The organism is Paraburkholderia phosphatilytica (genome assembly GCF_003443895.1).
In the GTDB taxonomy this organism is placed as follows: Bacteria; Pseudomonadota; Gammaproteobacteria; order Burkholderiales; family Burkholderiaceae; genus Paraburkholderia; species Paraburkholderia phosphatilytica.
Map to the genome: position 1 here is coordinate 80,327 of NZ_QQOA01000013.1, position 26,030 is coordinate 106,356.

General features: G+C 64.8%; 23 protein-coding genes. 22 read left to right on the plus strand and 1 reads right to left on the minus strand.

Translation table 11 applies throughout. The features are described from left to right. Positions 1 to 125: 125 nt before the first annotated feature. On the minus strand, positions 126 to 1,109 hold the full coding sequence (locus DVS29_RS16245; RefSeq protein WP_118181490.1) for a malate dehydrogenase: 984 nt from the start codon (positions 1,107 to 1,109) through the stop codon (positions 126 to 128). A 435-nt stretch (positions 1,110 to 1,544) separates the two neighbouring features. Between DVS29_RS16245 and DVS29_RS16250 the strand changes: the two genes are divergently transcribed. From DVS29_RS16250 to purF, 22 genes are all read left to right on the plus strand, one after another. Then, the gene (locus DVS29_RS16250; RefSeq protein ID WP_118181579.1) at positions 1,545 to 2,336 is read left to right on the plus strand and encodes a GntR family transcriptional regulator; all 792 of its coding nucleotides are present in this window, start codon (positions 1,545 to 1,547) and stop codon (positions 2,334 to 2,336) included. A gap of 172 nt (positions 2,337 to 2,508) precedes the next feature. Further along, positions 2,509 to 2,925 (plus strand): succinate dehydrogenase, cytochrome b556 subunit, encoded by a 417-nt coding sequence (gene sdhC, locus DVS29_RS16255; RefSeq protein ID WP_118181491.1) that lies wholly within the window; start codon positions 2,509 to 2,511, stop codon positions 2,923 to 2,925. A 3-nt stretch (positions 2,926 to 2,928) separates the two neighbouring features. Beyond that, entirely contained in the window at positions 2,929 to 3,297 is a 369-nt protein-coding gene (sdhD, locus tag DVS29_RS16260; protein WP_118181492.1) for a succinate dehydrogenase, hydrophobic membrane anchor protein, read from the plus strand. Positions 3,298 to 3,301: 4 nt separating this feature from the next. Then, a complete protein-coding gene (sdhA, locus tag DVS29_RS16265; protein ID WP_118181493.1) occupies positions 3,302 to 5,077 on the plus strand; it encodes a succinate dehydrogenase flavoprotein subunit in 1,776 nt (591 codons plus the stop codon). A gap of 49 nt (positions 5,078 to 5,126) precedes the next feature. Beyond that, a complete protein-coding gene (locus DVS29_RS16270) occupies positions 5,127 to 5,828 on the plus strand; it encodes a succinate dehydrogenase iron-sulfur subunit (RefSeq protein WP_118181494.1) in 702 nt (233 codons plus the stop codon). Position 5,829: 1 nt separating this feature from the next. Further along, positions 5,830 to 6,099 carry an FAD assembly factor SdhE gene (locus tag DVS29_RS16275; RefSeq protein ID WP_118181495.1) on the plus strand — a complete coding sequence of 90 codons (270 nt, stop codon included), beginning with the start codon at positions 5,830 to 5,832 and terminating at the stop codon, positions 6,097 to 6,099. Between the two features lie 120 nt (positions 6,100 to 6,219). Further along, a complete protein-coding gene (gene gltA, locus DVS29_RS16280) occupies positions 6,220 to 7,521 on the plus strand; it encodes a citrate synthase (protein WP_118181496.1) in 1,302 nt (433 codons plus the stop codon). Positions 7,522 to 7,862: 341 nt separating this feature from the next. Beyond that, positions 7,863 to 9,272, plus strand: a complete 1,410-nt coding sequence (gene leuC / locus DVS29_RS16285) for a 3-isopropylmalate dehydratase large subunit (RefSeq protein WP_118181497.1) — start codon at positions 7,863 to 7,865, stop codon at positions 9,270 to 9,272. A 20-nt stretch (positions 9,273 to 9,292) separates the two neighbouring features. After that, a complete protein-coding gene (gene leuD, locus DVS29_RS16290) occupies positions 9,293 to 9,943 on the plus strand; it encodes a 3-isopropylmalate dehydratase small subunit (protein WP_118181498.1) in 651 nt (216 codons plus the stop codon). A gap of 94 nt (positions 9,944 to 10,037) precedes the next feature. Then, on the plus strand, positions 10,038 to 11,105 hold the full coding sequence (gene leuB / locus DVS29_RS16295; RefSeq protein ID WP_118181499.1) for a 3-isopropylmalate dehydrogenase: 1,068 nt from the start codon (positions 10,038 to 10,040) through the stop codon (positions 11,103 to 11,105). Positions 11,106 to 11,433: 328 nt separating this feature from the next. Next, positions 11,434 to 12,555, plus strand: a complete 1,122-nt coding sequence (gene asd, locus DVS29_RS16300) for an aspartate-semialdehyde dehydrogenase (RefSeq protein ID WP_118181500.1) — start codon at positions 11,434 to 11,436, stop codon at positions 12,553 to 12,555. A 158-nt stretch (positions 12,556 to 12,713) separates the two neighbouring features. Beyond that, positions 12,714 to 15,593 (plus strand): FimV/HubP family polar landmark protein, encoded by a 2,880-nt coding sequence (locus DVS29_RS16305; RefSeq protein WP_118181501.1) that lies wholly within the window; start codon positions 12,714 to 12,716, stop codon positions 15,591 to 15,593. After that, positions 15,593 to 16,393 carry a tRNA pseudouridine(38-40) synthase TruA gene (gene truA, locus DVS29_RS16310; RefSeq protein WP_118181502.1) on the plus strand — a complete coding sequence of 267 codons (801 nt, stop codon included), beginning with the start codon at positions 15,593 to 15,595 and terminating at the stop codon, positions 16,391 to 16,393. The genes DVS29_RS16305 and truA overlap by 1 nt, the downstream gene beginning before the upstream one ends. Positions 16,394 to 16,462: 69 nt before the next feature. Then, a complete protein-coding gene (locus DVS29_RS16315; RefSeq protein ID WP_118181503.1) occupies positions 16,463 to 17,185 on the plus strand; it encodes a phosphoribosylanthranilate isomerase in 723 nt (240 codons plus the stop codon). 60 nt (positions 17,186 to 17,245) lie between these two features. Next, positions 17,246 to 18,439: a tryptophan synthase subunit beta gene (trpB, locus tag DVS29_RS16320; RefSeq protein WP_118181504.1), complete on the plus strand. Its 1,194-nt coding sequence runs from the start codon at positions 17,246 to 17,248 to the stop codon at positions 18,437 to 18,439. 8 nt (positions 18,440 to 18,447) lie between these two features. Then, positions 18,448 to 19,422 carry a DNA-methyltransferase gene (locus tag DVS29_RS16325; protein WP_420816116.1) on the plus strand — a complete coding sequence of 325 codons (975 nt, stop codon included), beginning with the start codon at positions 18,448 to 18,450 and terminating at the stop codon, positions 19,420 to 19,422. Positions 19,423 to 19,493: 71 nt separating this feature from the next. Beyond that, on the plus strand, positions 19,494 to 20,309 hold the full coding sequence (gene trpA / locus DVS29_RS16330; protein ID WP_118181505.1) for a tryptophan synthase subunit alpha: 816 nt from the start codon (positions 19,494 to 19,496) through the stop codon (positions 20,307 to 20,309). Between the two features lie 77 nt (positions 20,310 to 20,386). Further along, the gene (accD, locus tag DVS29_RS16335; RefSeq protein ID WP_118181506.1) at positions 20,387 to 21,259 is read left to right on the plus strand and encodes an acetyl-CoA carboxylase, carboxyltransferase subunit beta; all 873 of its coding nucleotides are present in this window, start codon (positions 20,387 to 20,389) and stop codon (positions 21,257 to 21,259) included. Positions 21,260 to 21,400: 141 nt separating this feature from the next. After that, positions 21,401 to 22,711 (plus strand): bifunctional tetrahydrofolate synthase/dihydrofolate synthase, encoded by a 1,311-nt coding sequence (gene folC, locus DVS29_RS16340; RefSeq protein ID WP_118181507.1) that lies wholly within the window; start codon positions 21,401 to 21,403, stop codon positions 22,709 to 22,711. 27 nt (positions 22,712 to 22,738) lie between these two features. Next, entirely contained in the window at positions 22,739 to 23,623 is an 885-nt protein-coding gene (locus DVS29_RS16345) for an SPOR domain-containing protein (RefSeq protein WP_118181508.1), read from the plus strand. A 6-nt stretch (positions 23,624 to 23,629) separates the two neighbouring features. Beyond that, positions 23,630 to 24,124, plus strand: a complete 495-nt coding sequence (locus DVS29_RS16350; RefSeq protein WP_118181509.1) for a CvpA family protein — start codon at positions 23,630 to 23,632, stop codon at positions 24,122 to 24,124. Between the two features lie 130 nt (positions 24,125 to 24,254). Continuing rightward, positions 24,255 to 25,805: an amidophosphoribosyltransferase gene (gene purF, locus DVS29_RS16355; RefSeq protein WP_118181510.1), complete on the plus strand. Its 1,551-nt coding sequence runs from the start codon at positions 24,255 to 24,257 to the stop codon at positions 25,803 to 25,805. Positions 25,806 to 26,030: the final 225 nt, after the last annotated feature.

A 26,030-nucleotide genomic window follows, 5' to 3' on the forward strand; every position in this document is an offset into this window, starting at 1 on the left:
ATGCATCCGGCCATCCGCCGCTCACGTTGCACGGCGCCGGTGAAGGGCGCCTTGCGTGAACCACCGGAACTTCGCTCACTTCCCATGAAGGCTCGCGCGAAGCTCCGGTTTTCTGCATCGGCCGATCAGCCGAGCAGGTGTTGCACGCCGTCGCGCTCTTCGAGCAGTTCGTTCAGCGTGGCGTCCATCTTTTCGCGCGAGAACGCGTCGATCGCGAGGCCTTCGACACGCTTGTACTCGCCGTTTTCGCACGTGACCGGCACGCCGTAGACGATGTCTTCAGGAATGCCGTACGAGCCGTCCGACGGGATGCCCATCGTGACCCACTTGCCGTTCGTGCCGAGCACCCAGTCACGCACGTGGTCGATCGCCGCGTTCGCCGCCGATGCCGCCGACGACAGGCCGCGCGCTTCGATGATCGCCGCGCCGCGCTTGCCGACCGTCGGGATGAACGTGTTGCGGTTCCATTCGTCGTCGTTGATCAGCTTCGTCAGGTCCTGGCCTTCGACCGTCGCGACGCGGAAATCCGGGTACATGGTCGGCGAGTGATTGCCCCATACGGCGAGCTTTTCGATCGCGGCGACCGGCTTGCCCGACTTGGCAGCCAGTTGCGACAGCGCGCGGTTGTGGTCCAGACGCAGCATGGCGGTGAAGTTCTTCTTCGGCAGATCCGGCGCCGACTTCATCGCGATGTACGCGTTGGTGTTCGCCGGGTTGCCGACCACCAGCACCTTCACGTCGCGGCTGGCGACTTCGTTCAGCGCCTTGCCCTGCACCGTGAATATTTCGGCGTTGGCCGACAGCAGATCCTTGCGCTCCATGCCTTTCGAGCGCGGACGCGCGCCGACCAGCAGCGCGACGTCGGCATCCTTGAACGCGACCTTCGGGTCGTCCGTGACCACCACGCCGGCGAGCAGCGGGAACGCGCAATCTTCGAGTTCCATCACGACGCCCTTGACGGCCGCCTGAGCCTGCGGGAGATCGAGCAGTTGCAGGATGACCGGCTGGTCCTTGCCGAGCATGTCGCCGTTGGCGATGCGGAACAGCAGGGAGTAACCGATTTGACCTGCGGCGCCGGTGACGGCGACACGCTTTGCGGGCTTAGCCATTGATAATCTCCAGGACGATGCGTTAGACGCTTGGGAAAACGCCATTCTATATGCGCGATACGGGCCGCGCCGTGAAACGTACGGGCGGTGCCGCATGCGCTGGACGGCCGTGTCGACAGGTGCCGGCGCGGCGCCGGACTCGATGACAGCGGACGATTCGGGAGGGCGTCTGGCGAAGCCTCGACGTGCGGATCGAAACCTGACTGCGTGGGAGAACAGCGCGATGCGGCGGGGCTTCCGGTGCCGGTTTTTCCATACTTTTCAGATGGAACGGCTGCAAAATCAGCCCGCAGACCAGCCCGCAAACCCTTGCTCGCCAAGGAGTGTAGGAGTCGACCGAGGCAAAGTCAACCTTATCTTATGTCTTATATAAGACAGATGTATTGCCTGGAAAAGTCTGGACGCCGCGCGAGCCTTTATGATGAAATGCGCGCCATGAATGCGAACCAGGCGAGCCCAGCGAATCCGGACGGTCCGGCGCCCTCATCGGGCGACGCGGCACCCGTTGCTTCGCCCACGTTCAGCCCGCTTTACCAGCAGATCAAGGCGCTCATCACGCAGAGTCTCGAGTCTGGCGAATGGAAGCCGGGCGAGATCATCCCGAGCGAAGTCGAACTGGCGGGCCGCTACAAGGTGAGCCAGGGCACGGTGCGCAAGGCGATCGACGAACTCGCCGCGGACAACCTGCTGGTGCGCCGCCAGGGCAAAGGCACGTTTGTTGCGACGCACAACGAAGACCGCGCCCAGTTTCGCTTCCTCAGATTGCTGGCCGATGACGGCGTCGAGCACCCGCACGTGAGCAGGCTGCTCGAATGCCGGCGGCTGCGCGCGTCGGCGGAGATCGCGCGGCAGCTCGATCTGAAGCCTGCCGAGCCGGTCGTGCTGATCAAGCGCCTGCTGCAGTTCGACGGCGAAGCCACGGTGCTCGACGAAATCTGGCTGCCGGGCGGGGTGTTCCGCGGCCTCACGCTCGAGCGGCTGTCGGAGTACAAGGGCCCGCTGTACGCCATGTTCGAGGCGGAGTTCGGCACGCGGATGATCCGTGCGTCGGAGAAGATCCGCGCGGTCGCGGCCGAGCCTTCGGTGGCCGACCTGCTGAACGTGCCGCCGGGCTTTCCGCTGCTGTCGGTCGATCGCGTGTCCTACACGTACGGCGACCGGCCGGTCGAAGTGCGGCGCGGATGGTATGTCACAACCGGGTACTACTATCAGAACGACCTGAGTTGAAAGTTGACTCGAAGGGGCGATTCGACGGACGTCGCCGCGACCCACGCGCGGCCCGCTCCGATGGCGTCTTTATTGCGCGTTCCGCGCAGGTCCGATCCGGCGTTTCGCTGCATCGCGATATAAAAAGGCGCTAAAATTGCGGATTAGTGTTACTACATAGTAGGGGTCTAGCATGGCAGAAGCCGTAAAAAAACCGAGACCGGAATACCGGAACATCGGTATCGGGCAGATCTTGACGGCATATCGTCTCCCGCTAGCGGGGCGTGTGTCGATCCTGCACCGCGTGAGTGGTGCGCTGCTTTTCGTATTCCTTCCGTTCCTGCTGTACCTCTTCGATCAAAGCCTCACCTCCGAAATCAGCTTCGAAGTCTTCAAGGACTTCCTTGCCAATCCTCTCGTCAAGATCATCACGCTGGTGCTCGCGTGGGCCTTCCTGTTCCACTTCTGCGCCGGCATCCGTCACCTCGTGATGGACACGAACCACAACGCGGTGTCGAAGGAAAGCGGCAAGCGTACCTCGGTCATCGTGATCGTCGCCTCGTCCCTCCTCACGCTCGCCGTCGCGGCGAAACTCTTCGGAGCCTTCTGACCCATGTCAGCCAATAACCGAATCGGCTCGAAGCGCCTCGTCGTCGGCGCGCACTATGGCCTGCGCGACTGGCTCGCGCAACGCGTCACCGCCACCATCATGGCGATCTACACGGTGATCCTGCTCGTGTGGTTCTTCGTCGCGCAAGACTTCTCGTACGACGGCTGGGCATCGATCTTCGCCACCCAATGGATGAAGCTCGCCACGTTCGTCACGCTGCTGTCGCTGTTCTATCACGCGTGGGTCGGCATCCGCGACATCTGGATGGACTACATCAAGCCCGTCGGCCTGCGCCTGGTGCTTCAGGCACTGACGATCGTCTGGCTGCTCGCCTGTGCGGGCTACGCTGCGCAGATTCTCTGGAGAGTGTAAAAGAATGGCTGCAATCAAGAATTCTCTGCCGCGTCGCCGTTTTGACGTGGTGATCGTCGGCGCGGGCGGCTCCGGGATGCGCGCATCGCTGCAACTGGCGCGTGCCGGCCTGTCGGTCTGCGTGCTGTCGAAAGTGTTCCCCACGCGCTCGCACACGGTCGCGGCGCAAGGCGGCATCGGCGCATCGCTCGGCAACATGAGCGAAGACAACTGGCACTACCACTTCTACGACACGATCAAGGGTTCCGACTGGCTCGGCGACCAGGACGCGATCGAGTTCATGTGCCGTGAAGCGCCGAACGCCGTGTACGAACTCGAACACATGGGCATGCCGTTCGACCGCAACGCGGACGGCACGATCTACCAGCGTCCGTTCGGCGGCCACACCGCGAACTACGGCGAGAAGCCGGTGCAGCGCGCCTGCGCGGCCGCGGACCGTACCGGTCACGCGCTGCTGCACACGCTGTACCAGCAGAACGTCGCGGCGAAGACGCAGTTCTTCGTCGAGTGGATGGCGCTCGACCTGATCCGCGACGCTGACGGCGACGTGCTCGGCGTCACCGCGCTGGAAATGGAAACCGGCGACGTCTACATCCTCGAAGGCAAGTGCACGCTGTTCGCCACGGGCGGCGCGGGCCGGATCTTCGCGGCGTCCACCAACGCGTTCATCAACACCGGCGACGGCCTCGGCATGGCGGCGCGCTCGGGCATCGCGCTGCAGGACATGGAGTTCTGGCAGTTCCACCCCACCGGCGTGGCCGGCGCGGGCGTGCTGATCACCGAAGGCGTGCGCGGCGAAGGCGGCATTCTGCGCAACTCGAACGGCGAGCGCTTCATGGAGCGCTACGCGCCGACGCTGAAGGATCTGGCGCCGCGCGACTTCGTCTCGCGTTCGATGGACCAGGAAATCAAGGAAGGCCGCGGCGTGGGTCCGAACAAGGATCACGTGCTGCTCGACCTGTCGCACATCGGCGCCGAGACGATCATGAAGCGTCTTCCGTCGATCCGCGAGATCGCGCTGAAGTTCGCGAACGTCGACTGCATTAAAGAGCCGATCCCCGTCGTGCCGACCATTCACTACCAGATGGGCGGTATTCCGACCAACATGCACGGCCAGGTGGTCGGTACGTCGCGCGATCACGAAGAGCCGGTCAACGGCTTCTACGCGGTCGGCGAGTGCTCGTGCGTGTCGGTGCACGGCGCGAACCGTCTCGGCACGAACTCGCTGCTCGACCTCGTGGTGTTCGGCCGTGCGGCCGGCAACCACATCGTCAAGCACGTGAAAGAGATCAAGGACCACAAGCCGCTGCCGGCCGATGCCGCCGATTTTGCACTGGCGCGTCTCGACAAGCTCGAGAAGTCGGCGTCGGGCGAGTACACGCAGAACATCGCGAACGACATCCGCGCGACGATGCAGACGCACGCGGGCGTGTTCCGTACCTCGGCGCTGCTCGCCGAAGGCGTCGGCAAGGTGGCCGAACTGGCCGAGCGCGTGAACAACGTGCACCTGAAGGACAAGTCGAAGGTGTTCAACACGGCACGTGTCGAAGCGCTGGAACTGGCGAACCTGATCGAAGTGGCGCGCGCGACGATGGTGTCGGCGGAAGCCCGCAAGGAAAGCCGTGGCGCGCACGCGCAGAGCGACTTCGAACATCGCGACGACGAGAACTGGCTGCGTCACACGCTGTGGTTCAGCGAAGGCGATCGCCTCGACTACAAGCCGGTGCACATGAAGCCGCTGACCGTCGAATCGGTGCCGCCGAAGGCGCGTACGTTCTAAAGAGCCAAGCGGTCCGCGCAGTGCGCGGACCTCATCAAGGGAATTTCAAATGGCCAAGCGAATTTTTGAAGTCTACCGCTACGATCCGGACAAGGACGCAGCGCCGCGCATGCAGACGTACGAGCTCGAGATCGAACACGAGCGCATGCTGCTCGACGCGCTGGTGAAGCTGAAGGCGCTGGATGAAACGCTGTCGTTTCGCCGTTCGTGCCGCGAAGGCGTGTGCGGTTCGGACGCGATGAACATCAACGGCAAGAACGGCCTCGCGTGCCTGACGAACCTGAACGAACTGCCGCAGAAGATCGTGCTGCGTCCGCTGCCGGGTCTGCCCGTGGTGCGCGACCTGATCTGCGACTTCACGCAGTTCTTCAACCAGTACCACTCGATCAAGCCGTACCTGATCAACGACACGCCGCCGCCGGAGAAGGAGCGTCTGCAGTCGCCGGAAGAGCGCGACGAGCTGGACGGCCTGTACGAGTGCATTCTGTGCGCGAGCTGCTCGACGTCGTGCCCGAGCTTCTGGTGGAACCCGGACAAGTTCGTCGGTCCGGCGGGCCTGCTGCAGGCGTACCGCTTCATCGCCGACAGCCGCGACGAAGCCACGGGCGAGCGTCTCGACAACCTCGAAGATCCGTACCGCCTGTTCCGCTGCCACACCATCATGAACTGCGTCGATGTGTGCCCGAAGGGACTGAACCCCACGAAGGCCATCGGCAAGATCAAGGAATTGATGGTTCGCCGTACGGTCTGACATGGATTCCACGCATCAGTCTGACCCGCTGCGTCGTGCGCGCCTTCGCTGGCGCGCCCGGCGCGGCCTGCTGGAAAACGATCTCATCTTCGAGCGTTTCTTCGGCAAATACGAGCAGGATCTCAGCGATGCCGACGTGGGCGCACTCACGCGCCTGCTCGAGCTGAGCGATAACGACCTGATGGACTTGCTGCTCGCACGCAAGGAACCGGAAGGCGAGCTTGCCACCCCGGACATCGTACGGGTACTGGCGCTGCTGCGTACCGCGTGAGCGTCGCGGTGTCGCGAAGTCGCGCACGGCGTGAAAGCGCACGGCGTCTAGCGCACGTAATGTAGGGCCGGCGTGCAGATTATCGAAACCCCGTTTCCATTCTTCGATTGAGGATGTGCCATGACTCCGTCTGATGTAAAAGCCACGCTATCGTTCAGCGACAATTCGCCGAGCGTCGAAATGCCGATCTACAAGGGCACGATGGGCCCGGACGTGATCGACATCCGCAAGTTGTACGGTCAGACCGGCAAGTTCACGTACGACCCGGGTTTCATGTCGACGGCATCCTGCAATTCGGCAATCACGTACATCGATGGCGACAAGGGCGAACTGCTGTACCGCGGCTATCCCATCGACAACCTCGCGCAGAACGCCGACTTCCTCGAAACCTGCTATCTGCTGCTGAAGGGCGAACTGCCGAACGCCGCGCAGAACGAGGAGTTCGTGAACACCGTCACGAAGCACACGATGGTGCACGAGCAGATGCACTTCTTCTTCCGTGGCTTCCGTCGCGACGCGCACCCGATGGCGATTCTCGTCGCGGCCGTCGGCGCGCTGTCGGCGTTCTACCATGACTCGCTGAACATCAACGACCCGCGTCACCGTGACGTGTCGGCGATCCGCATGATCGCGAAGCTGCCGACGCTCGTCGCGATGGCGTACAAGTACAGCATCGGCCAGCCGTTCGTGTATCCGAAGAACGATCTGTCGTACAGCGCGAACTTCATGCACATGATGTTCTCGAACCCGTGCGAAGAGTACAAGGTCAACGACGTGCTGGTGCGCGCGCTGGACCGTATCCTGATCCTGCACGCCGATCACGAGCAGAACGCATCGACGTCCACCGTGCGTCTGGCCGGTTCGTCGGGTGCGAATCCGTTCGCGTGTATCGCGGCCGGTATCGCGTGTCTGTGGGGCCCGGCGCATGGCGGCGCGAACGAAGCCGCACTGAACATGCTCGAAGAGATCGGCACGGTCGACAACATCCCTGAGTTCATCAAGCAGGTGAAGGACAAGAACTCGGGCGTGAAGCTGATGGGCTTCGGTCACCGTGTGTACAAGAACTACGATCCGCGCGCGAAGCTGATGCGCGAAACGTGCCACGAAGTGCTCGAAGAACTGGGCCTGCACGACGATCCGCTGTTCAAGCTCGCGATGGCGCTCGAAAAGATCGCGCTCGAAGACGAATACTTCGTGTCGCGCAAGCTGTACCCGAACGTCGACTTCTACTCGGGCATCGTGCAGCGCGCGCTGGGCATCCCGACGTCGATGTTCACCTGCATCTTCGCGATGGCGCGTACGGTGGGCTGGATCGCGCAGTGGAACGAGATGATCGCCGACCCCGAGCAGAAGATCGGCCGTCCGCGCCAGCTCTTCATCGGCGAAACGCCGCGCGAGGCGAAGCCGATCGCGAAGCGCTAAGCCTTCTCAGGCAGTCGCTGCTCAAGAGCTTCTCAAGACACCCCGGTGGAGGTTTCACCGGGGTGTTTGTTTTTGTCGACGATGCCCGCGCGCGATTGCCGCGAAGCACAATCCGCCAAAACACAAAGAAATCAACGCTTCATTCGCGGGTGCCGCTGATACAGGTATCGCCACTACCACCCAACTCACTGTTTTTAATGAGTTTTTTCTGACGAGGGGGCTTCTCGGGGCGAACGGGCGTGGCATAATCGGTCGAACGCGGACGCGCTTCGATTGCCTCGCACCACCCGGTTCAATCGGCCGCGCGGGCCGCTGCTTCGACACCTCTATCCCCGCAAATCATGGCACAGACTCTCTACGACAAATTGTGGAACTCGCACGTGGTCCACACGGAAGAGGATGGCACCGCGCTCCTCTATATCGACCGTCACCTGCTGCATGAAGTCACGAGCCCGCAGGCGTTCGAAGGCCTGAAGCTCGCCGAGCGCCCGGTGTGGCGTATCAGCGCGAATCTGGCGGTCTCCGATCACAACGTGCCCACCACGGACCGCAGCCACGGTATCGCGGATCCGGTGTCGAAGCTGCAGGTCGACACGCTCGACAGCAACTGCGATAGCTACGGCATCACGCAGTTCAAGATGAACGACCTGCGCCAGGGCATCGTGCACATCATCGGGCCTGAGCAGGGCGCGACGCTGCCCGGCATGACGATCGTCTGCGGCGACTCGCATACGTCCACGCACGGCGCGTTCGGCGCGCTCGCGCACGGCATCGGCACGTCGGAAGTGGAGCACGTGCTGGCCACGCAGACGCTCCTGCAGAAGAAGAGCAAGAACATGCTCATCAAGGTCGAAGGCCCGCTGCCGCGCGGCTGTACCGCGAAGGACATCGTGCTCGCGATCATCGGCAAGATCGGCACTGCGGGCGGCACCGGCTATGCGATGGAATTCGGCGGCTCGACGATCCGTTCGCTGTCGATGGAAGGCCGCATGACGGTCTGCAACATGGCGATCGAAGCGGGCGCGCGCGCCGGCATGGTCTCCGTCGACGACACGACGATCCAGTACCTGAAAGACCGGCCGTTCTCGCCGACGGGCGTCGAGTGGGATCACGCGGTCGAGTACTGGAAGCAGTTTCATTCGGATGCGGGTGCGCATTTCGACCGCGTCGTCGAACTCAATGCCGCGGAGATCGTGCCGCAGGTCACGTGGGGCACGTCGCCGGAAATGGTGACGGCCATCGACGGACGCGTGCCGGACCCGGAACGCGAGAAGGATCCGGTCAAGCGCGACGCGATGGAACGCGCGCTGACCTACATGGCGCTCGATCCGAATACGCTGATCGAATCGATCAAGCCGGACAAGATCTTCATCGGCTCGTGCACGAATGCCCGCATCGAAGATCTGCGCGCGGCCGCGTACGTCGTGAAGAAGCTCGGCCGCCGCGTGGCGCCGAACATCCGTCTCGCGATGGTGGTGCCGGGCTCGGGTCTCGTGAAGGCGCAGGCCGAGCGCGAAGGTCTCGACAAGGTGTTCACGGACGCGGGCTTCGAATGGCGCGAGCCGGGCTGCTCGATGTGCCTCGCGATGAACGCCGACCGGCTCGACCCGGGCGAGCGCTGCGCGTCGACGTCGAACCGCAACTTCGAGGGACGTCAGGGCGCGGGCGGCCGCACCCACCTCGTGAGCCCCGCGATGGCGGCGGCAGCGGCGATCGAAGGTCACTTCGTCGACATCCGCAAGCTCGGTTAACGCACATCAGGTGACGGATCATGGATAAATTCGTTGTACATACCGGCGTCGTGGCGCCGCTCGATCGCGAAAACGTCGATACCGACGCGATCATCCCGAAGCAGTTCCTGAAGTCGATCAAGCGCTCGGGCTTCGGTCCGAATGCGTTCGACGAATGGCGCTATCTCGATCATGGCGAGCCGGGCCAGGACAACTCGAAGCGTCCGCTGAACCCGGACTTCGTGCTGAACCAGCCGCGATACCAGGGCGCGTCGATCCTGCTCGCGCGCAAGAACTTCGGCTGCGGCAGCTCGCGCGAGCACGCACCGTGGGCGTTGCAGCAGTACGGTTTCCGCGCGCTGATCGCGCCGAGCTTCGCCGATATCTTCTACAACAACTGCTTCAAGAACGGCGTCCTGCCGATCGTGCTGACCGAGCAGCAGGTCGACAAGCTGTTCAACGAGACGTATGCGTTCAACGGCTACACGCTGACGATCGACCTCGAAGCGCAGGTCGTGCGTAGCGGCGACGGCAGCGAGTATCCGTTCGAAGTCGCGGGCTTCCGCAAGTACTGCCTGCTGAACGGCTTCGACGACATCGGCCTCACGCTGCGCCACTCGGACAAGATCCGCCAGTTCGAGGCCGAGCGCCTCGCGAAGCAGCCGTGGCTCAACCACCGGCTCGTGCGCTGATCAGCCTGCTGAACGCGATGGCCGACCGATGCACGGTCGGCCATCGCTCGTCGGCATCAGCCGCCCCGTCATACAAACTCCAAAGGAAAATCGGATGAAGATCGCAGTCTTGCCCGGCGACGGTATCGGTCCCGAGATCGTCAAGGAAGCCGTCAAGGTGCTGAACGCGCTTGGCGAAAAATTCGAGCTCGAAGAAGCGCCGGTGGGCGGCGCCGGCTACGAGGCGAAGGGCCACCCGTTGCCCGATTCGACGCTCGCGCTCGCGAAGGAAGCGGACGCGATCCTGTTCGGCGCGGTCGGCGACTGGAAGTACGACTCGCTCGAGCGCGCACTGCGCCCGGAGCAGGCGATTCTCGGCCTGCGCAAGCATCTGCAGCTGTTCGCGAACTTCCGTCCGGCGATCTGCTATCCGCAGCTCACGGGGGCTTCGTCGCTGAAGGAAGAGATCGTGTCGGGCCTCGACATCCTGATCGTGCGCGAGCTGAACGGCGACATCTATTTCGGCCAGCCGCGCGGCGTGCGTCAGGCGCCGGACGGCCTGTTCGAAGGCGCGAAAGAAGGCTTCGACACGATGCGCTATTCGGAACCCGAAGTGCGCCGCATCGCGCACGTCGCGTTCCAGGCGGCGCAGAAGCGCGGCAAGAAGCTGACCTCCGTCGACAAAGCAAACGTGCTCGAAACGTCGCAGTTCTGGAAGGACATCATGATCGACGTGTCGAAGGAATACGCGGACGTCGAGCTGTCGCACATGTACGTCGACAACGCGGCCATGCAGCTCGTGAAGGCGCCGAAGTCGTTCGACGTGATCGTCACGGGCAACATGTTCGGCGACATCCTGTCCGACGAAGCCGCGATGCTGACCGGTTCGATCGGCATGCTGCCGTCGGCGTCGCTCGACAAGAACAACAAGGGTCTCTACGAGCCGTCGCACGGCTCGGCGCCGGACATCGCGGGCAAGGGTGTGGCGAACCCGCTGGCCACGATTCTTTCGGCCGCGATGATGCTGCGTTACTCGCTGAACAAGGCCGAGCAGGCCGATCGCATCGAAAGCGCGGTGAAGAAGGTGCTGGAGCAGGGCTACCGCACCGGCGACATCGCGACGCCGGGCTGCCAGCAGGTCGGCACGGCCGCGATGGGCGACGCGGTGCTGAAGGCGCTGTAAGCGCCGGTCACGTCTCCGCAGGAAGCCGGCCCGCGCGCATCCGCATGGGCCGGCTGAAGCAAAAAGACGGCCAGTATCAACGGTTTAGGTCTCATTTAGCGGGTTTTCGTGTAGACTGTCGCGATGGCACAGATGGCTCAACCCTCCTCGATTGCACACCTCCGCGGCAAAACGGCCCGCGCGGTTGAGCTCGCCATCACCACCAAAACGATTACCCGCAAAGCGATCACGAAGCGCTGATCGTCTGTCGTGCCCGCTCGTCTTCCCCGCGCGGTCACGCCGGGCGGCAGAGTAGCGGGGAAGTTTCCAGTCGAAGGGTAAAGAAATCATGAACGTAGGTCTCGTAGGTTGGCGCGGCATGGTCGGCAGCGTCCTGATGCAGCGTATGCAGCAGGAAGGCGATTTCGATCTGATCGAACCCGTGTTTTTCAGCACGAGCAATGCGGGTGGCAACGCGCCGTCGTTCGCCAAAAACGAGACGAAGCTGAAGGACGCGTCGAGCATCGACGACCTGAAGCAGTGCGACACGATCATCTCGTGCCAGGGCGGCGACTACACCAACGAGGTCTTCCCGAAGCTGCGCGCGGCAGGCTGGAACGGCTACTGGATCGACGCGGCCTCGTCGCTGCGCATGAAGGACGACGCGGTCATCATCCTCGACCCGGTCAACCTCGACGTGATCAAGAACGCGCTGATGAAGGGCCAGAAGAACTTCATCGGCGGCAACTGCACGGTCAGCCTGATGCTGATGGCGCTGGGCGGCCTGTTCCGCGAGAACCTCGTCGACTGGATGACGGCCATGACGTATCAGGCCGCGTCGGGCGCGGGTGCGCAGAACATGCGCGAACTGCTCGCGCAGATGGGCACGCTGCACGGCGCGGTGAAGGACGATCTCGCGAATCCGTCGTCGGCGATCCTCGATATCGACCGCCGCGTGCTCGCCGCGATGAACAGCGACAGCATGCCGACGGATCACTTCGGCGTGCCGCTCGCGGGCTCGCTGATTCCGTGGATCGACAAGGATCTCGGCAACGGCATGTCGAAGGAAGAGTGGAAGGGCGGCGCCGAAACCAACAAGATTCTCGGCAAGCCGGCCATGGGCGAGCCCGGTTCGATTCCGGTCGACGGCCTGTGCGTGCGGATCGGCGCGATGCGCTGCCACTCGCAGGCGCTCACGATCAAGCTGAAGAAGGACGTGCCGCTCGACGAAGTGCACGGCATCCTCGCGTCGGCGAACGACTGGGTCAAGGTCGTGCCGAACGAGCGCGAAGCGTCGATGCGTGATCTGTCGCCCGCAGTGGTGACCGGCACGCTGACGGTGCCAGTTGGCCGTGTGCGCAAGCTCGCGATGGGCGGCGAATATCTGTCGGCATTCACGGTGGGCGACCAGTTGCTGTGGGGCGCTGCTGAACCGCTGCGTCGTATGCTGCGCATTCTGCTCGACAAGTGAAGTAAACTACGCGCGTTGATTGGCCTCACGACGCGCGAACAAACCAAAAGCGTCGCGATTTCGCGGCGCTTTTTTCATTGCCGCGCCGGTTCTGGAATCCGCCGTTCTTCTTCTTTCTGCAAACGCTGCCACGCTGCGATGACGAGCCAGGAATCCCGATGACCACCCGATTCACTCCCGTTGTTTTGCCGCTGACACATGCCGCCCGTGCGATCGTCGCGCTGGCTGCCGCATTCGCCCTGACTGGGTCGGTGTATGCCGCCGACGATGCCGCGAGCGCCGCCGTCGAGGCGTCCGCTCCGCTCGTTGCGGGTACGCATATCGCGATCAAGCCCGGGGCGTCGCTGAACGACCTCGCGATCGAAGTGACCGGTTCGCACGATCGCAACACGGTTTCGCGCGCTGCGAAGGCGCTCTTCGACGCGAATCCGTCCGCGTTCTTCAGCCATGATCCGAGCCGCCTGAAACTCGGTGCGACGGTGATCGTGCCGGCACTCGATGCAACCGGTGCGCCCGTCGCGTCCGAAGCCAGCGCGGCGTCGGCGCCGGCGGGCTCGGCTTCGTCGGCGGCCGCGGCATCGACGCCAGCGGCCGCTTCGGCTGCTGCGGCGACTGCGACTGCTCCGGCAGCTTCTGCTGCCACGGCCGCTGCGGCTTCGAACGCGCCCGCCGCGGCGACGACTGCGTCGACTGCTGTGGCTGCATCCAGTGCGCCTGGTGCAGCCGCTGCCAGCGCATCGGCTGCTGCGACAGCGCAGGCTTCGAATGGGCATTCGGTGTCCGGCGCAATCCAGGCGTCGCCGGCTGCTGCGGCGAACACGGGCGCATCGCAACCGACCGTGTCGAGCCTCCAGCAACTGCTGGCGTTGAAGAACCGCGTGCTGCAGGAGCTGGACCACAGCAACGCGCACCCCGCATCGTCTGGCGCTGCCGCGCCGGCGAGCGCGGCGCCGGGCGCCGCGGCTAGCGGTGCCGCTCCCAATGGCGCGGCGAGCGGTGCCGTGGCCGCGCCGCCGTCGAACAATGCCGCCGAGCATATCGGGCCGCCGGCCATCATCGGTGCCGCGCTGGCGGCGCTGGTGATCGGCTGGCTGCTGCGCCGTCGCAAGCACAAGGTGCATGCGGATGCGGTCGCGCTCGACCCGCCGGCGGAGGGCGAAGGCTGGCCGAAGCCGGGTTCGCTCGCGTACGACGCGCGCAAGGCCGCCGCCGCAGAGGAGGCCGTGGATGTGGAGGCGCACGCGCCCGGCGAGGTGGAGGAAGGAGCCGAAGCGGCAGCGTCGCCGGAAGCCGGTGGCTATGAGGCCGAGGCGGCGCATGCCGCCGATCTGGCCGGCGCCGATGTGGCAGCGAGCGAGCTGATGGGGGCTTCGTCCGCGGCTCACGAAGAGACCGAGGCTGCGGCGGCGGAAGCATCGCCGCATGCCGAACCCGAGCCGGTGGCGGACCATCACGAAGCCGAACCCGAGCAGCCGCTCGATACGACGTCCGCGGAGGCCCATGAGGCCGCGGAACACGCCGCGACCGAAGCGCCGTCGGAGCCCGAACAGCACCCGGTGACCGAGTTGGCGCCGGAGGCTGCCCTCGAGCGCCGTACGGTCGAACTCGATCCGCCGATGCCGCCGCTCGTCTCCATGGACGAAAAGGTCGTCGAGCATACGCCGACGCTGCCCGCATCGCCGGCGCGCGCGCCCGCGCCCATGCTGCACGACATGCTTGCCGGCATGCTGGCGGCGGAAGCGTCGCGTACCACCTCGAAGCTCAAGGCCCAGGTGCCGCCGCGTTCCTATTCGCCGGTCCAGCCGCCAGCGGGCGCTACGCCAGCTGTCACGCCAACTGGTGCGACCGCGCAGAGCCCGGCCGCTCCTGCTGCTCCCGCTGCTGAGACTCAACCTGCGGCGTCGACGCCGTCCGCGGCAGAATTGCCGCCGCAGGAGCCGTTCGATACGCAGGCCGCCGCTTCGGCAGAACACGAGCCGCAGGAAGCGCGCGCCGCCGAACCGCCGGTCGAGGAGTCGCAGGCCGGCCCGACCTCGAGCGTGGAACCCGAAGTCTTCGAGCCTCAACCGCCCCATGTGGCGGAACCGTCGGTTCACGAGCCTCACATGGCTGCGGAAACGGGCCACGACGAACAACCACAGCCGTACGCACCGGAAGGAGCCGGCTGGGCGGCAACGGAACCCACGCCGCCGGCGCAGCACGTTACGGAACCGGAGCCGACGCATGCTCCGGCCGAGCCCTCGCCCGAACCCGCTCCACCGGTCGTGACGGAAGAAATCGGGGCGCACCACGCACCCGACACGCTCGAAGCGGACGAAGACCAGCACGAGCCGTCCGAAGCGTTCACGCCGCCGCTCGGACGGACGCCGAAATTCCCGCAGGAAGCGATCGACGCCCTTGGCAGTCTCGACCTGACGCTGCCGCCGCGCAACGAAGCGGCAGAGCCGGCAGCGGTATCCGCGCCGGAAGCTGGGCCTCAACCGGACCCGTGGCGTCCGCGCGAAGCCGCAGCGGACGGCGCGACCTCAACCGAGATACCCGCCGAGCCGCAACCGTCGTCTGAGGGCGCCCCCAGCGATCACGAGACGCACGCGCACGAACCCTCGCCTTTCATCGCGAGCGAGCCGCTTGCCGCGCCCGAATCCGCGTTGTTCGACGGTGATGGCCACAGTCACGGCCATGCGCAGACTGTGGAAGAACAAACGAGCCATGAAGCCGAGCCTCCGCACGCCGCCGAAGAAATCGAGGCCGGCATCGTTGGCGCCGCATCGGTAGCGGGCCTCGGCGCTGCGACTTTCGGGGCATTGAACCTGGATTTCAACCTCGACCTGCCGCCCACGTCCGAGGAGCCGCCGCCGTTCACGCCGAACCAGCTCGCGCGGATCGCACGCAACAAGCTGGACCTTGCGAGCGCGTATATCGAGCTCGGCGATCTGGGCGGCGCGCGCACGCTGATCAACGAAGTGATCGAGTCCAACGATGCCGCGACGCGCGACGAAGCGCGCGCGCTGCTGTCGACGCTCGCGCCGCTGTCCTGATGCGTATTGCACTCGGCGTTCAGTACGACGGCGCGGCGTATTGCGGCTGGCAGTCGCAGCCGCACGGCAAGACAGTGCAGGACGAACTCGAGCGCGCGCTGTGCGAATTCGCGCAGACGCCGCTCCAGACGATCGTCGCAGGGCGCACGGACACTGGCGTGCACGGTCTCGGCCAGGTCGTGCACTTCGATACGGACCTCGAGCGCACGCCGTTCTCGTGGGTGCGCGGCACCAACGCGTTCCTGCCGTCCACCGTCGCCGTGCAGTGGGCGCAGACCATGCCCGACGCGTTCCACGCCCGCTTCTCGGCGTTCGAGCGCACGTATTACTACGTGCTGTACGTGCACCCCGTGCGCTCGCCGATGCTGTCCGGCCGCGCGGGCTGGATCCATACGCCGCTCGACGTCGACGCGATGCGCGCCGCGGCCGCATGTCTGATCGGCGAGCACGATTTCTCGGCGTTCCGGTCGTCGGAGTGCCAGGCGAAGACGCCCGTCAAGCATCTGTACCAGATCGACATCCGGCAGCAGGGTCACTACGTCCACTTTCGTTTCCGCGCGAATGCGTTTCTGCATCACATGGTGCGCAATCTGATGGGATGCTTCGTCGCGGTGGGGCGTGGCCGCTATCCGGCCGAATGGCTCGCGGACGTGCTCGCGAGCCGCGACCGCAACCAGGCGGCGCCGACCTTCATGCCCGACGGCCTGTATCTCGCGCAAGTCGGCTATCCTGAGGAATTCGCGGTGCCTGCGGCCGAAACCGGCAGCGTGCCGTGGAGCGCGATCTGGCGCGACGAGTGAGCCCCACCACACCACGGCCGGACGCCAGACCGTTTGCCCAGCAGCAGTGAATTGCCTACCAGCCACATCATGACTTCAGCCGATTTCCCGACTACCGATGCGTCGCCCGCCGCGGCGCAAGCCGCATCGTCCGCCGCGCCGCGCCGGACGCGCGTCAAGCTGTGCGGCCTGTCGAAACCCAGCGACGTCGCGCACGCGATCGACCTCGGCGCCGACGCGATCGGCTTCGTGTTCTACCCGCCGAGCCCGCGCGCGATCAACGTCGCGCAGGCGGTGCAGCTGACGCGTGATATTCCGCCGTTCGTCTCGGTGGTTGGGTTGTTCGTCAACGCGACCCCGGACTGGATCAGCGAAGTGGTCAGCAACGTGCCGCTCAACCTGCTGCAGTTCCACGGCGACGAGACGCCGGCGCAGTGCGAAACCCTCGCGAGCGTTGCGGGTTTGCCTTGGTTGCGTGCGCTGAGGGTTGCGGCGGATACTCGGCAGGCCGATTTGCTAGAATCGGTATCCAGTTATTCGGCTGCCAGTGGCTTTCTGCTCGACACACACGTCGAGGGCTATGGCGGCGGCGGAAAGGTCTTCGATTGGTCACTTATTCCTGCAGAGCTCGCGCGTCGGGCCGTTTTGAGTGGTGGGTTGAACTCGCAAAACGTCAGTGATGCGATCCATCGCGTGCGCCCGTTTGCAGTCGATGTCTCGAGCGGCATCGAGGTGCCGGGCGCAAAAGGCGTGAAAGATCACGCCCGGATGGCGGCGTTCGTACGCGCGGTGCGCGAAGCGGACGCCGGATGATGCCCGCAGCGCCGCGCCCCGTGTTTCAGCACCGCGCGGCCTGCTCTGGAGAGTGATGCAATGTATAACTTACCCGATGAACGAGGCCATTTCGGCCAATATGGCGGCGTGTTCGTCGCTGAAACGCTCGTCCACGCGCTCAACGAATTGCGCGAAGCGTACGAGAAATTCCAGAAAGATGACGACTTCGTCGCCGAATACGAGCGCGAACTGAAGTATTTCGTCGGTCGTCCGTCCCCCGTTTACCACGCCCGCCGCTGGAGCGAACTGCTCGGCGGCGCGCAAGTGTTCCTGAAGCGCGAGGACCTGAATCACACGGGCGCGCACAAGGTAAACAACGTGATCGGGCAGGCGCTGCTCGCGCGCCGGATGGGCAAGCAGCGGGTGATCGCGGAAACCGGCGCGGGCCAGCACGGCGTTGCGACGGCCACGATCGCCGCGCGCTTCGGCATGGAGTGCGTCGTGTACATGGGCTCGGAAGACGTGCGTCGCCAGGCGGCGAACGTGTACCGGATGAAGCTGCTGGGCGCGACAGTGGTGCCGGTCGAGTCGGGCTCGAAGACGCTGAAGGACGCGCTGAACGAAGCGATGCGCGATTGGGTCACGAACGTCGAAAGCACGTTCTACATCATCGGCACGGTCGCGGGTCCGCATCCGTATCCGATGATGGTGCGCGACTTCCAGCGCGTGATTGGCGACGAGTGCAAGGTGCAGATGCCCGAACTGATCGGCCGGCAGCCGGACGCCGTGATTGCGTGCGTTGGCGGCGGATCGAACGCGATGGGTATCTTTTATCCGTATATCGAAGATACTTCGGTGAAGTTGATCGGCGTCGAAGCAGCCGGCGACGGCATCGAGTCGGGCCGCCACGCGGCTTCGCTGATCGGCGGCAGCCCGGGCGTGCTGCACGGTAACCGCACCTATCTGCTGCAGGACGCGGATGGTCAGATCATCGAGACGCATTCGATCTCGGCCGGTCTCGACTACCCGGGCGTCGGTCCCGAGCACGCGTGGCTCAAGGACAGCGGGCGCGCGGAATACGTCGGCATTACGGACGAAGAGGCGCTCAAGGCGTTCCACGACTGCTGCCGGATCGAAGGCATCATTCCGGCGCTGGAGTCGAGTCACGCGCTCGCGTACGCCGCGAAGCTCGCGCCGACGCTGCCGAAGGACAAGGCGCTGCTCGTGAATCTGTCGGGCCGCGGTGACAAGGACATGCACACGGTCGCCGAGCGATCGGGCATCAACCTGTAACCGTGACAATGCGCGACGAGTTCGACGATTCGCAGCCCCCGGCGCCCGAACTGGACGCCGAGGACGTGACCGCCACCGCCGACGCGGAATCCGTGCCGTCTCTGGGCACGGACGAAGCGGTAGCGGAAGCAGTGGCGGCGCCGGTGCAGGCGGAGGCGCAGATTCAGCCGGCCAAAACACCCGCTTCGGGCGTCATGTCGGCTATTCCGAAGCTTCCCGCCGGCATCACGCTGCATAATCGCGACTTCTTCGCCGAAGCGGCGAACCTGCCGGACGCCTCGATCGATCTGATCCTGGCGGATCCGCCTTACGGTCTCGGCAAGGACTACGGCAACGACTCGGACATGCGTTCCGGCGACGATTTTCTCGCGTGGACGCGTGCCTGGCTCGAACTGGCCATTCCGAAGCTGAAGCCGTCGGGTTCGCTGTACGTGTTCTGCACCTGGCAATACGCGCCGGAAATCTTCTGCTTCCTGAAGACGAAGCTCACGATGGTCAACGAGATCATCTGGGACCGGCGCGTGCCGAGCATGGGCGGCACCACCCGCCGCTTTACGTCGGTGCACGACAATATCGGCTACTTCGCGGTGTCGAAGGACTATTACTTCGATCTCGATCCCGTCCGCATTCCGTACGACGCAGCAACCAAGAAGGCCCGTTCGCGCAAGCTGTTCGAGGGCAGCAAGTGGCTGGAAATCGGCTACAACCCGAAGGACGTCTGGTCGGTGTCCCGACTGCATCGGCAGCATGCCGAGCGAGTCGATCATCCGACGCAGAAGCCGCTGGAAATCGTTGAGCGGATGGTGCTCGCGAGCTGCCCACCGGGCGGCCGCGTGCTCGACCCGTTCATGGGCAGCGGCACCACGGCCGTCGCCTGCGCGCGGCAGCGGCGCGAATTCGTTGGCTACGAGATCAATGAGACTTACTGCACGATCGCGCGAGAACGCGTCAGCGCGGTCACGCCGGTCGCCGTCGCGATCTAGCGGTTTATGCGCATAATCTGCGCCAGATGACTGCGATAGTCGTGCAGTTACACGATATTCAGGAAAATTCCATGTCGCGTATCAAAGGTACGTTTGCGGCGCTCGCCGCTGAAGGCAAAAAAGGGCTGATTCCGTTCATCACCGCCGGCGATCCCGATCCGGCGCGCACGGTCGATCTGATGCACGCGCTCGCCGCGGGCGGGGCCGACGTGATCGAACTGGGCGTGCCGTTCTCCGACCCGATGGCGGACGGCCCCGTGATCCAGCGCTCGTCGGAGCGCGCGCTCGCGAAGGGCGTGTCGCTGCGTCACGTGCTGGCCGACGTGAAGCGTTTTCGCGAAACCAATGACCGCACGCCGGTCGTGCTGATGGGCTACGCGAACCCGATCGAGCGGATGGGCATCGACAGATTCGCGAAAGCCGCGCAGGAAGCCGGTGTGGATGGCGTGCTGGTGGTCGACTATCCGCCGGAAGAATCGGCGGAATTCGCGGAAAAGATGCGATCTGCTGGCATCGATCCGATCTTCCTCCTGGCGCCGACTTCAACCGACGAACGCATCGCGGCGGTCGGCCGGGTAGCGAGCGGATACGTGTATTACGTGTCGCTGAAAGGGGTGACCGGTTCGGCAAATCTGGACGTTTCCAGCATCGCGGGTAAAATCCCGGCCATCAAGTCGCATGTACCGCTGCCGGTGGGCGTCGGTTTCGGCATTCGCGATGCGCAAACCGCGCGCGCCGTTGCCGAAGTTTCCGATGCCGTCGTGATCGGCAGCCGTATCGTGCAGTTGCTCGAAGAAGCGGCGCCGGAACACGCTGTCGACACGCTCACGCGCTTCATCGCGGAAGTGCGTGCCGCGCTCGATGGCATCGGCGCTGCTTCGCGATAACCGTCGCGATAATCAATATCGTCCGTTGACCAACGCCCGGCCCCGCCGGGCGGCACGGACTCAGGAAGGGATCTGTCATGAGCTGGCTCGACAAACTGCTGCCGCCGAAAATCAAGCAAACCGACCCGAAGAGCCGCAAAGGCATTCCGGAAGGCTTGTGGATCAAGTGCCCGTCGTGCGAAGCGGTGCTCTACCGCAACGACGTCGAGGCGAATCTGCACGTCTGCCCGAAGTGCGAGCACCACATGCGGATCGGTGCGCGCGAGCGCCTCGATGCGCTGCTCGACGCGGAAGGCCGCTATGAGATCGGCCAGGAGATCGTTCCCGTCGACGCGCTGAAGTTCAAGGACAGCCGCAAGTATCCGGACCGTCTGAAGGAAGCGATGGACGAGACCGGCGAAACCGACGCGATGGTCGTGATGGGCGGCGCGATTCACACGCTGCCGGTCGTCGTCGCGTGCTTCGAATTCGCGTTCATGGGCGGCTCGATGGGCTCGGTCGTCGGTGAGCGCTTTGCCCGCGGCGCGCAGAATGCGCTCGAGCAGCAGGTGCCGTTCATCTGCTTCACGGCATCGGGCGGCGCGCGGATGCAGGAAAGCCTGCTGTCGCTGATGCAGATGGCGAAGACCACTGCGATGCTGACGAAGCTCGCCGAAGCGAAGCTGCCGTTCATCTCCGTGCTGACCGACCCGACCATGGGCGGCGTGTCCGCGAGCTTCGCGTTCCTCGGCGACGTGGTGATCGCCGAGCCGAAGGCGCTGATCGGCTTCGCCGGCCCGCGCGTGATCGAGCAGACGGTGCGCGAGAAACTGCCGGAAGGCTTCCAGCGCGCCGAATTCCTGCTGCAGAAGGGCGCGGTCGACATGATCGTCGACCGTCGCAAGCTGCGCGAGGAAATCGCGCGCCTGATGGCGCTGATGACGCGCCAGCCGGCCGACGCGGTCGCCTGAGCCGCGCGCTTCCCTCGCTGACTGCCGACCGCGCGGTGATGCGCGATACGGCACCCAAAAAAGCAACGCGCCGCACGAAGTCTTTCGTGCGGCGCGTTGTCGTTTCCGGGATAATGCCGGTCCGTTGTCATGGTTCTTTCAATGAGCACCTTCCCCACCCTCGACGCGTGGCTCACGCACCTCGAATCCGCCCATCCTGTCGGTATCGACATGGGTTTGACGCGTATCGGCAAGGTGCGCGATGCAATGGAGCTGTCGTTCGCGTGCCCGATCGTCACGGTCGGCGGCACCAACGGCAAGGGCTCGACCTGCGCGATCATGGAGTCGATCCTGCTGAAGGCCGGCTACACGGTGGGCTGCCATACGTCGCCGCATCTGCTCGCATTCAACGAGCGCGCGCGCATCAACGGCGTGAACGCGACGGATGACGAACTGCTGCCGCATTTCGAAGCCGTCGAAGCGGCGCGCGTGAGCTTCCCCGAGCCGGTCTCGCTCACGTATTTCGAATTCACGACGCTCGCGATCCTGCATCTGTTCGCATCGCGCGGGCTCGACGCGGTGATCCTCGAAGTCGGCCTTGGCGGCCGTCTCGACGCGGTCAACATCCTCGATGCCGACTGCGCGATCATCACGAGCATCGATCTCGACCACATGGATTACCTCGGCGATACGCGCGAGAAGATCGCCTTCGAAAAAGCCGGCATCTTCCGCGCGAATCGCCCCGCGATCTGCGCCGATCCGGTTCCGCCGCAAACGCTGATCGATCATGCGCAGAAAATCGGCGCCGATCTGTGGCTGTTCGGCCGCGATTTCCGCTACGAAGGGCAGGCGGGCAGCGAGCGCCAGCAATGGAACTGCGTGGGCCGCACGCTGAAGCGGTCGGCGCTCGCGTATCCGGCGCTGCGCGGCGCGAATCAGCTGATCAATACGTCGGCCGCACTGGCCGGGCTGGAAGCACTGCGCGACCGCCTGCCGGTGTCCGCGCAGGACATCCGCCTGGGTCTCGCGAACGTCGAACTGCCGGGCCGCTTCCAGGTGCTGCCGGGCAAGCCGTCCATCATCCTCGACGTTGGGCACAACCCGCACGCCGCGGCCGTGCTCGCGCAAAACCTCGGCAACATGGGCTATTTCCCGTTCACCTACGCGGTATTCGGCTCGATGCGCGACAAGGACATCGCGGGCGTGCTCGCGCACGTGAAGGGCGAAATCGACCACTGGTGCGTGACCGATCTGCCAACGCCGCGCGCGGCGTCGGCCGAGGCGCTGGAAGGCCTGTTGCGGGACGCGGGCGTGACGGATGGCGCCGACAGCAGCGTTACACGCTTCGAATCGCCTGCAGAAGCCTTCCAGGACGCGCTAAAACGAGCGTCCGACAATGATAGAATCGTGGTTTTCGGAAGTTTCTATACGGTAGCTGGCGTGATGGCCTATCGTAAGTCGCAGCAACACTGATCACGCGCAGCCTCCTTCAGGCCATACATGGGAATTTTCTCGTTCGGCAACGGTAAGCAAGAAGACGCGCCAGCACGGCGCGGATCCGGTCGCAATACCCGCAATCCGCGGGTAGAACGGCGTAGCCGGCGAACGACCCAGGCAGGCGATGCGGAAGCGATGCTGCTCGACCCGACGCTGCCTGAGAAACAACGGGCGCGGCGCCGTCTGGTCGGCGCGATCGCACTGGTCGTGGCGGCCATCGTGATCCTGCCGATGCTGCTCGACTCGCATCCGAAGCCCGTCACCGACGACATCGCAATCGATATCCCGAACCGGCCGGTCGCCAAGGTGACCACGCCGCCGCAGGACACGCAGGCTGGCGTCGCGCCGGACAGCCCCTCGGCCGGCGCAGGCCTTGCCGCGTCGGGTCTGGCCGCTGCAACGGCCGGCACGGCGGCACAAAGCGCCGCAACGGCCAGCCAGGCAGGTACGCAATCCGCGACGAAATCGCCGAGCAAGCCCGCCGCCAGCCAGCAGACGCAGAGCACGGCAATGAATCCGGCGCCGCCGGCCACGAGCCCGTCGAAACCGGCGAAGCCGTCGGCAGCGCCCACGCAGTCCACCGAATCCACCGCGCGCACCGCAGCCGCCGCCAACGCCGATTCGGGCACTCCGGCCGCACCCGCCGGCGCGCGCTTCGCGCTGCAGCTCGGCGTGTTCCCGGACGACGCGAGCGCGAAAGCATGGGCGACGAAGTTGAAAGCGGCCGGTGTGCCGGCATATACCGAACGACGCAAGCAGACTGACGGCACCACGCAGACGCTGCTGCGCGCCGGTCCGTTCCCGGATCGGGCGGCGGCGTCAGCGGCGATCGCGAAAGTGCGCTCGGCCGGGCTGTCGTCGAGCGCGAATAGCGGTGCTGCCCAATAAGCCGCCGTGTTGACCGCATTCGACTACGCTGTAATAGCGGTGATCGTGCTGTCGGCGCTGCGAGGCTTGTGGCGCGGTCTGCTGTCCGAGCTGTTCGGGCTGGTGGGCTGGGTGGTCGCGTTCCTGCTGGCGATCCACTTCGTCACGCAGCTCGCGCCGATGATTCCGGCCACGTGGCCGGGCGGCACGGTCACACAGTGGCTCGTCGCGTTTCTTGTGATCGTCGTCGGCGTGATGATCGTCACCGGCGTGGCGAATGCGCTGCTGAGCAGGCTGGTGTCGGTTTCGGGGCTGGGTGGCGTCGACCGCTCGCTCGGCCTGTTGTTCGGCCTCATCCGTGGGGTCGTGCTGGTGCTGCTGCTGGTCGCCCTCGCGGGGCTGACCGAGTTGCCCCAGCAAGGTTTCTGGCGCAACGCGCTGCTGCGGCCCTATGTCGAGCAGGGCATGCGCGAAGTGTTACCGCTGCTTCCGCCGCAGCTTGGGCAATACGTCCACATCTGACGCGGCGATGACAGGAAGCGGGGAGAATGCGGGCCGGCCGTCGGCGTGACGGCTGCCCCTGCGGCATGATCCGGCCAGGCCTCCGGCACCGGCAGCCGCAACGAGTTTCGATCTTTTGAAGGACCATGCCATGTGCGGCATCGTAGGCGTAGTTTCCCGATCTCCCGTCAACCAGCTGCTGTATGACAGCCTGCTGCTGCTGCAGCATCGCGGCCAGGACGCAGCCGGCATCGCCACGGCGAACGGCAGCACCTTCCACATGCACAAGGCGAACGGCATGGTGCGCGACGTGTTCCGCACGCGCAACATGCGCAGTCTGCCGGGGATGGTCGGCATCGGCCAGGTGCGCTACCCGACGGCCGGTTCGGCGTCGAGCGAGGAAGAGGCCCAGCCGTTCTACGTCAACGCGCCGTTCGGCATCATCCTCGCGCACAACGGCAACCTGACGAACTGGCCCCAGCTGAAGGACGAGATGTTCCGCGTCGACCGCCGGCACGTGAACACGAACTCCGACACCGAAGTGCTGCTCAACGTGCTCGCGCACGAACTGCAGCTGTCCAGCTCGGGCCTCCAGCTCGATCCGACGGCGCTCTTCAAGGCCGTGTCGGGCGTGCACCGCCGCGTGCGCGGCTCGTACGCGATCGTGTCGCTGATCTCCGAGGTCGGGCTGCTCGCGTTCCGCGATCCGTTCGGCATCCGGCCGCTGTGCATCGGCAAGCAGGAAACGGCGGAAGGCACCGAGTGGATGGTGGCGTCGGAATCGGTGGCGCTCGAAGGCATCGGCTTCGAATTCGTGCGCGACGTGGCGCCGGGCGAAGCGATCTTCATCGATCTCGAAGGCAACTTCTACGCGCAGCAGTGCGCGAACACGCCGAGCCTGAACCCATGCATTTTCGAGCTCGTGTATCTGGCCCGTCCGGATTCGGTGCTCGATGGCGTGCCCGTCTACAACGCGCGTCTGCGCATGGGCGACTATCTCGCCGAGAAGATCCAGCGCGTGCTGCCGAAGGACGTGAAGATCGACGTCGTGATGCCGATTCCCGATTCGTCGCGTCCCGCGGCGATGCAGGTCGCGGCGAAGCTCGGTGTCGAGTATCGCGAAGGTTTCTTCAAGAACCGCTACGTCGGCCGCACGTTCATCATGCCGGGCCAGGCGGTGCGCAAGAAGTCGGTGCGCCAGAAGCTGAACGCGATGGGCATCGAGTTCAAGGGCAAGAACGTGCTGATCGTCGACGACTCGATCGTGCGCGGCACCACCTCGCATGAAATCGTGCAGATGGCGCGCGATGCGGGTGCGAACAAGGTGATCTTCGCGTCGGCGGCGCCGCCGGTGAAGTTCCCGAACGTGTACGGCATCGACATGCCGACGCGCGGCGAACTCGTCGCGCACGGCCGTTCGGACGAAGAAGTCGCGAAGATCATCGGCGCCGACTTCCTCGTGTATCAGGATGTGGCCGATCTGAAGCAGGCGATACGCGACATCAACCCGGCGCTGAAGGGCTTCGACGCTTCGTGCTTCGATGGCAACTACATCACCGGCGACGTGACGACGGAATACCTCGACGGCGTCGAGCTCGCGCGTCTCGCGCCCGATGCGCAGTCGGATCGCGACGCGGCGAGCGAAGCGATGGACGGCGGTACGTCGCGCTCGCAGCTGCATCTGCAGCTTTCGATGGAATGAGCGTGAAGGGCGGTCCGCTGCACGCAGCGCGCCGCCCGTGTTAACATGCAGGCTTGCGTCGATTTGAATTCAGCTTGCGGACGCGGGGCAACCCAAAACAGCTAAAGCGAACGGCGAAGTCCGCATTGCTCGCCAACGCTCCAGCTTCCCCGCCATGAAGCCCGCTTTTGCTCTCGACGCAAGCGGGCTTTTTTGTTGCCGCTCCCTTTTGATTTTTGCTTGACG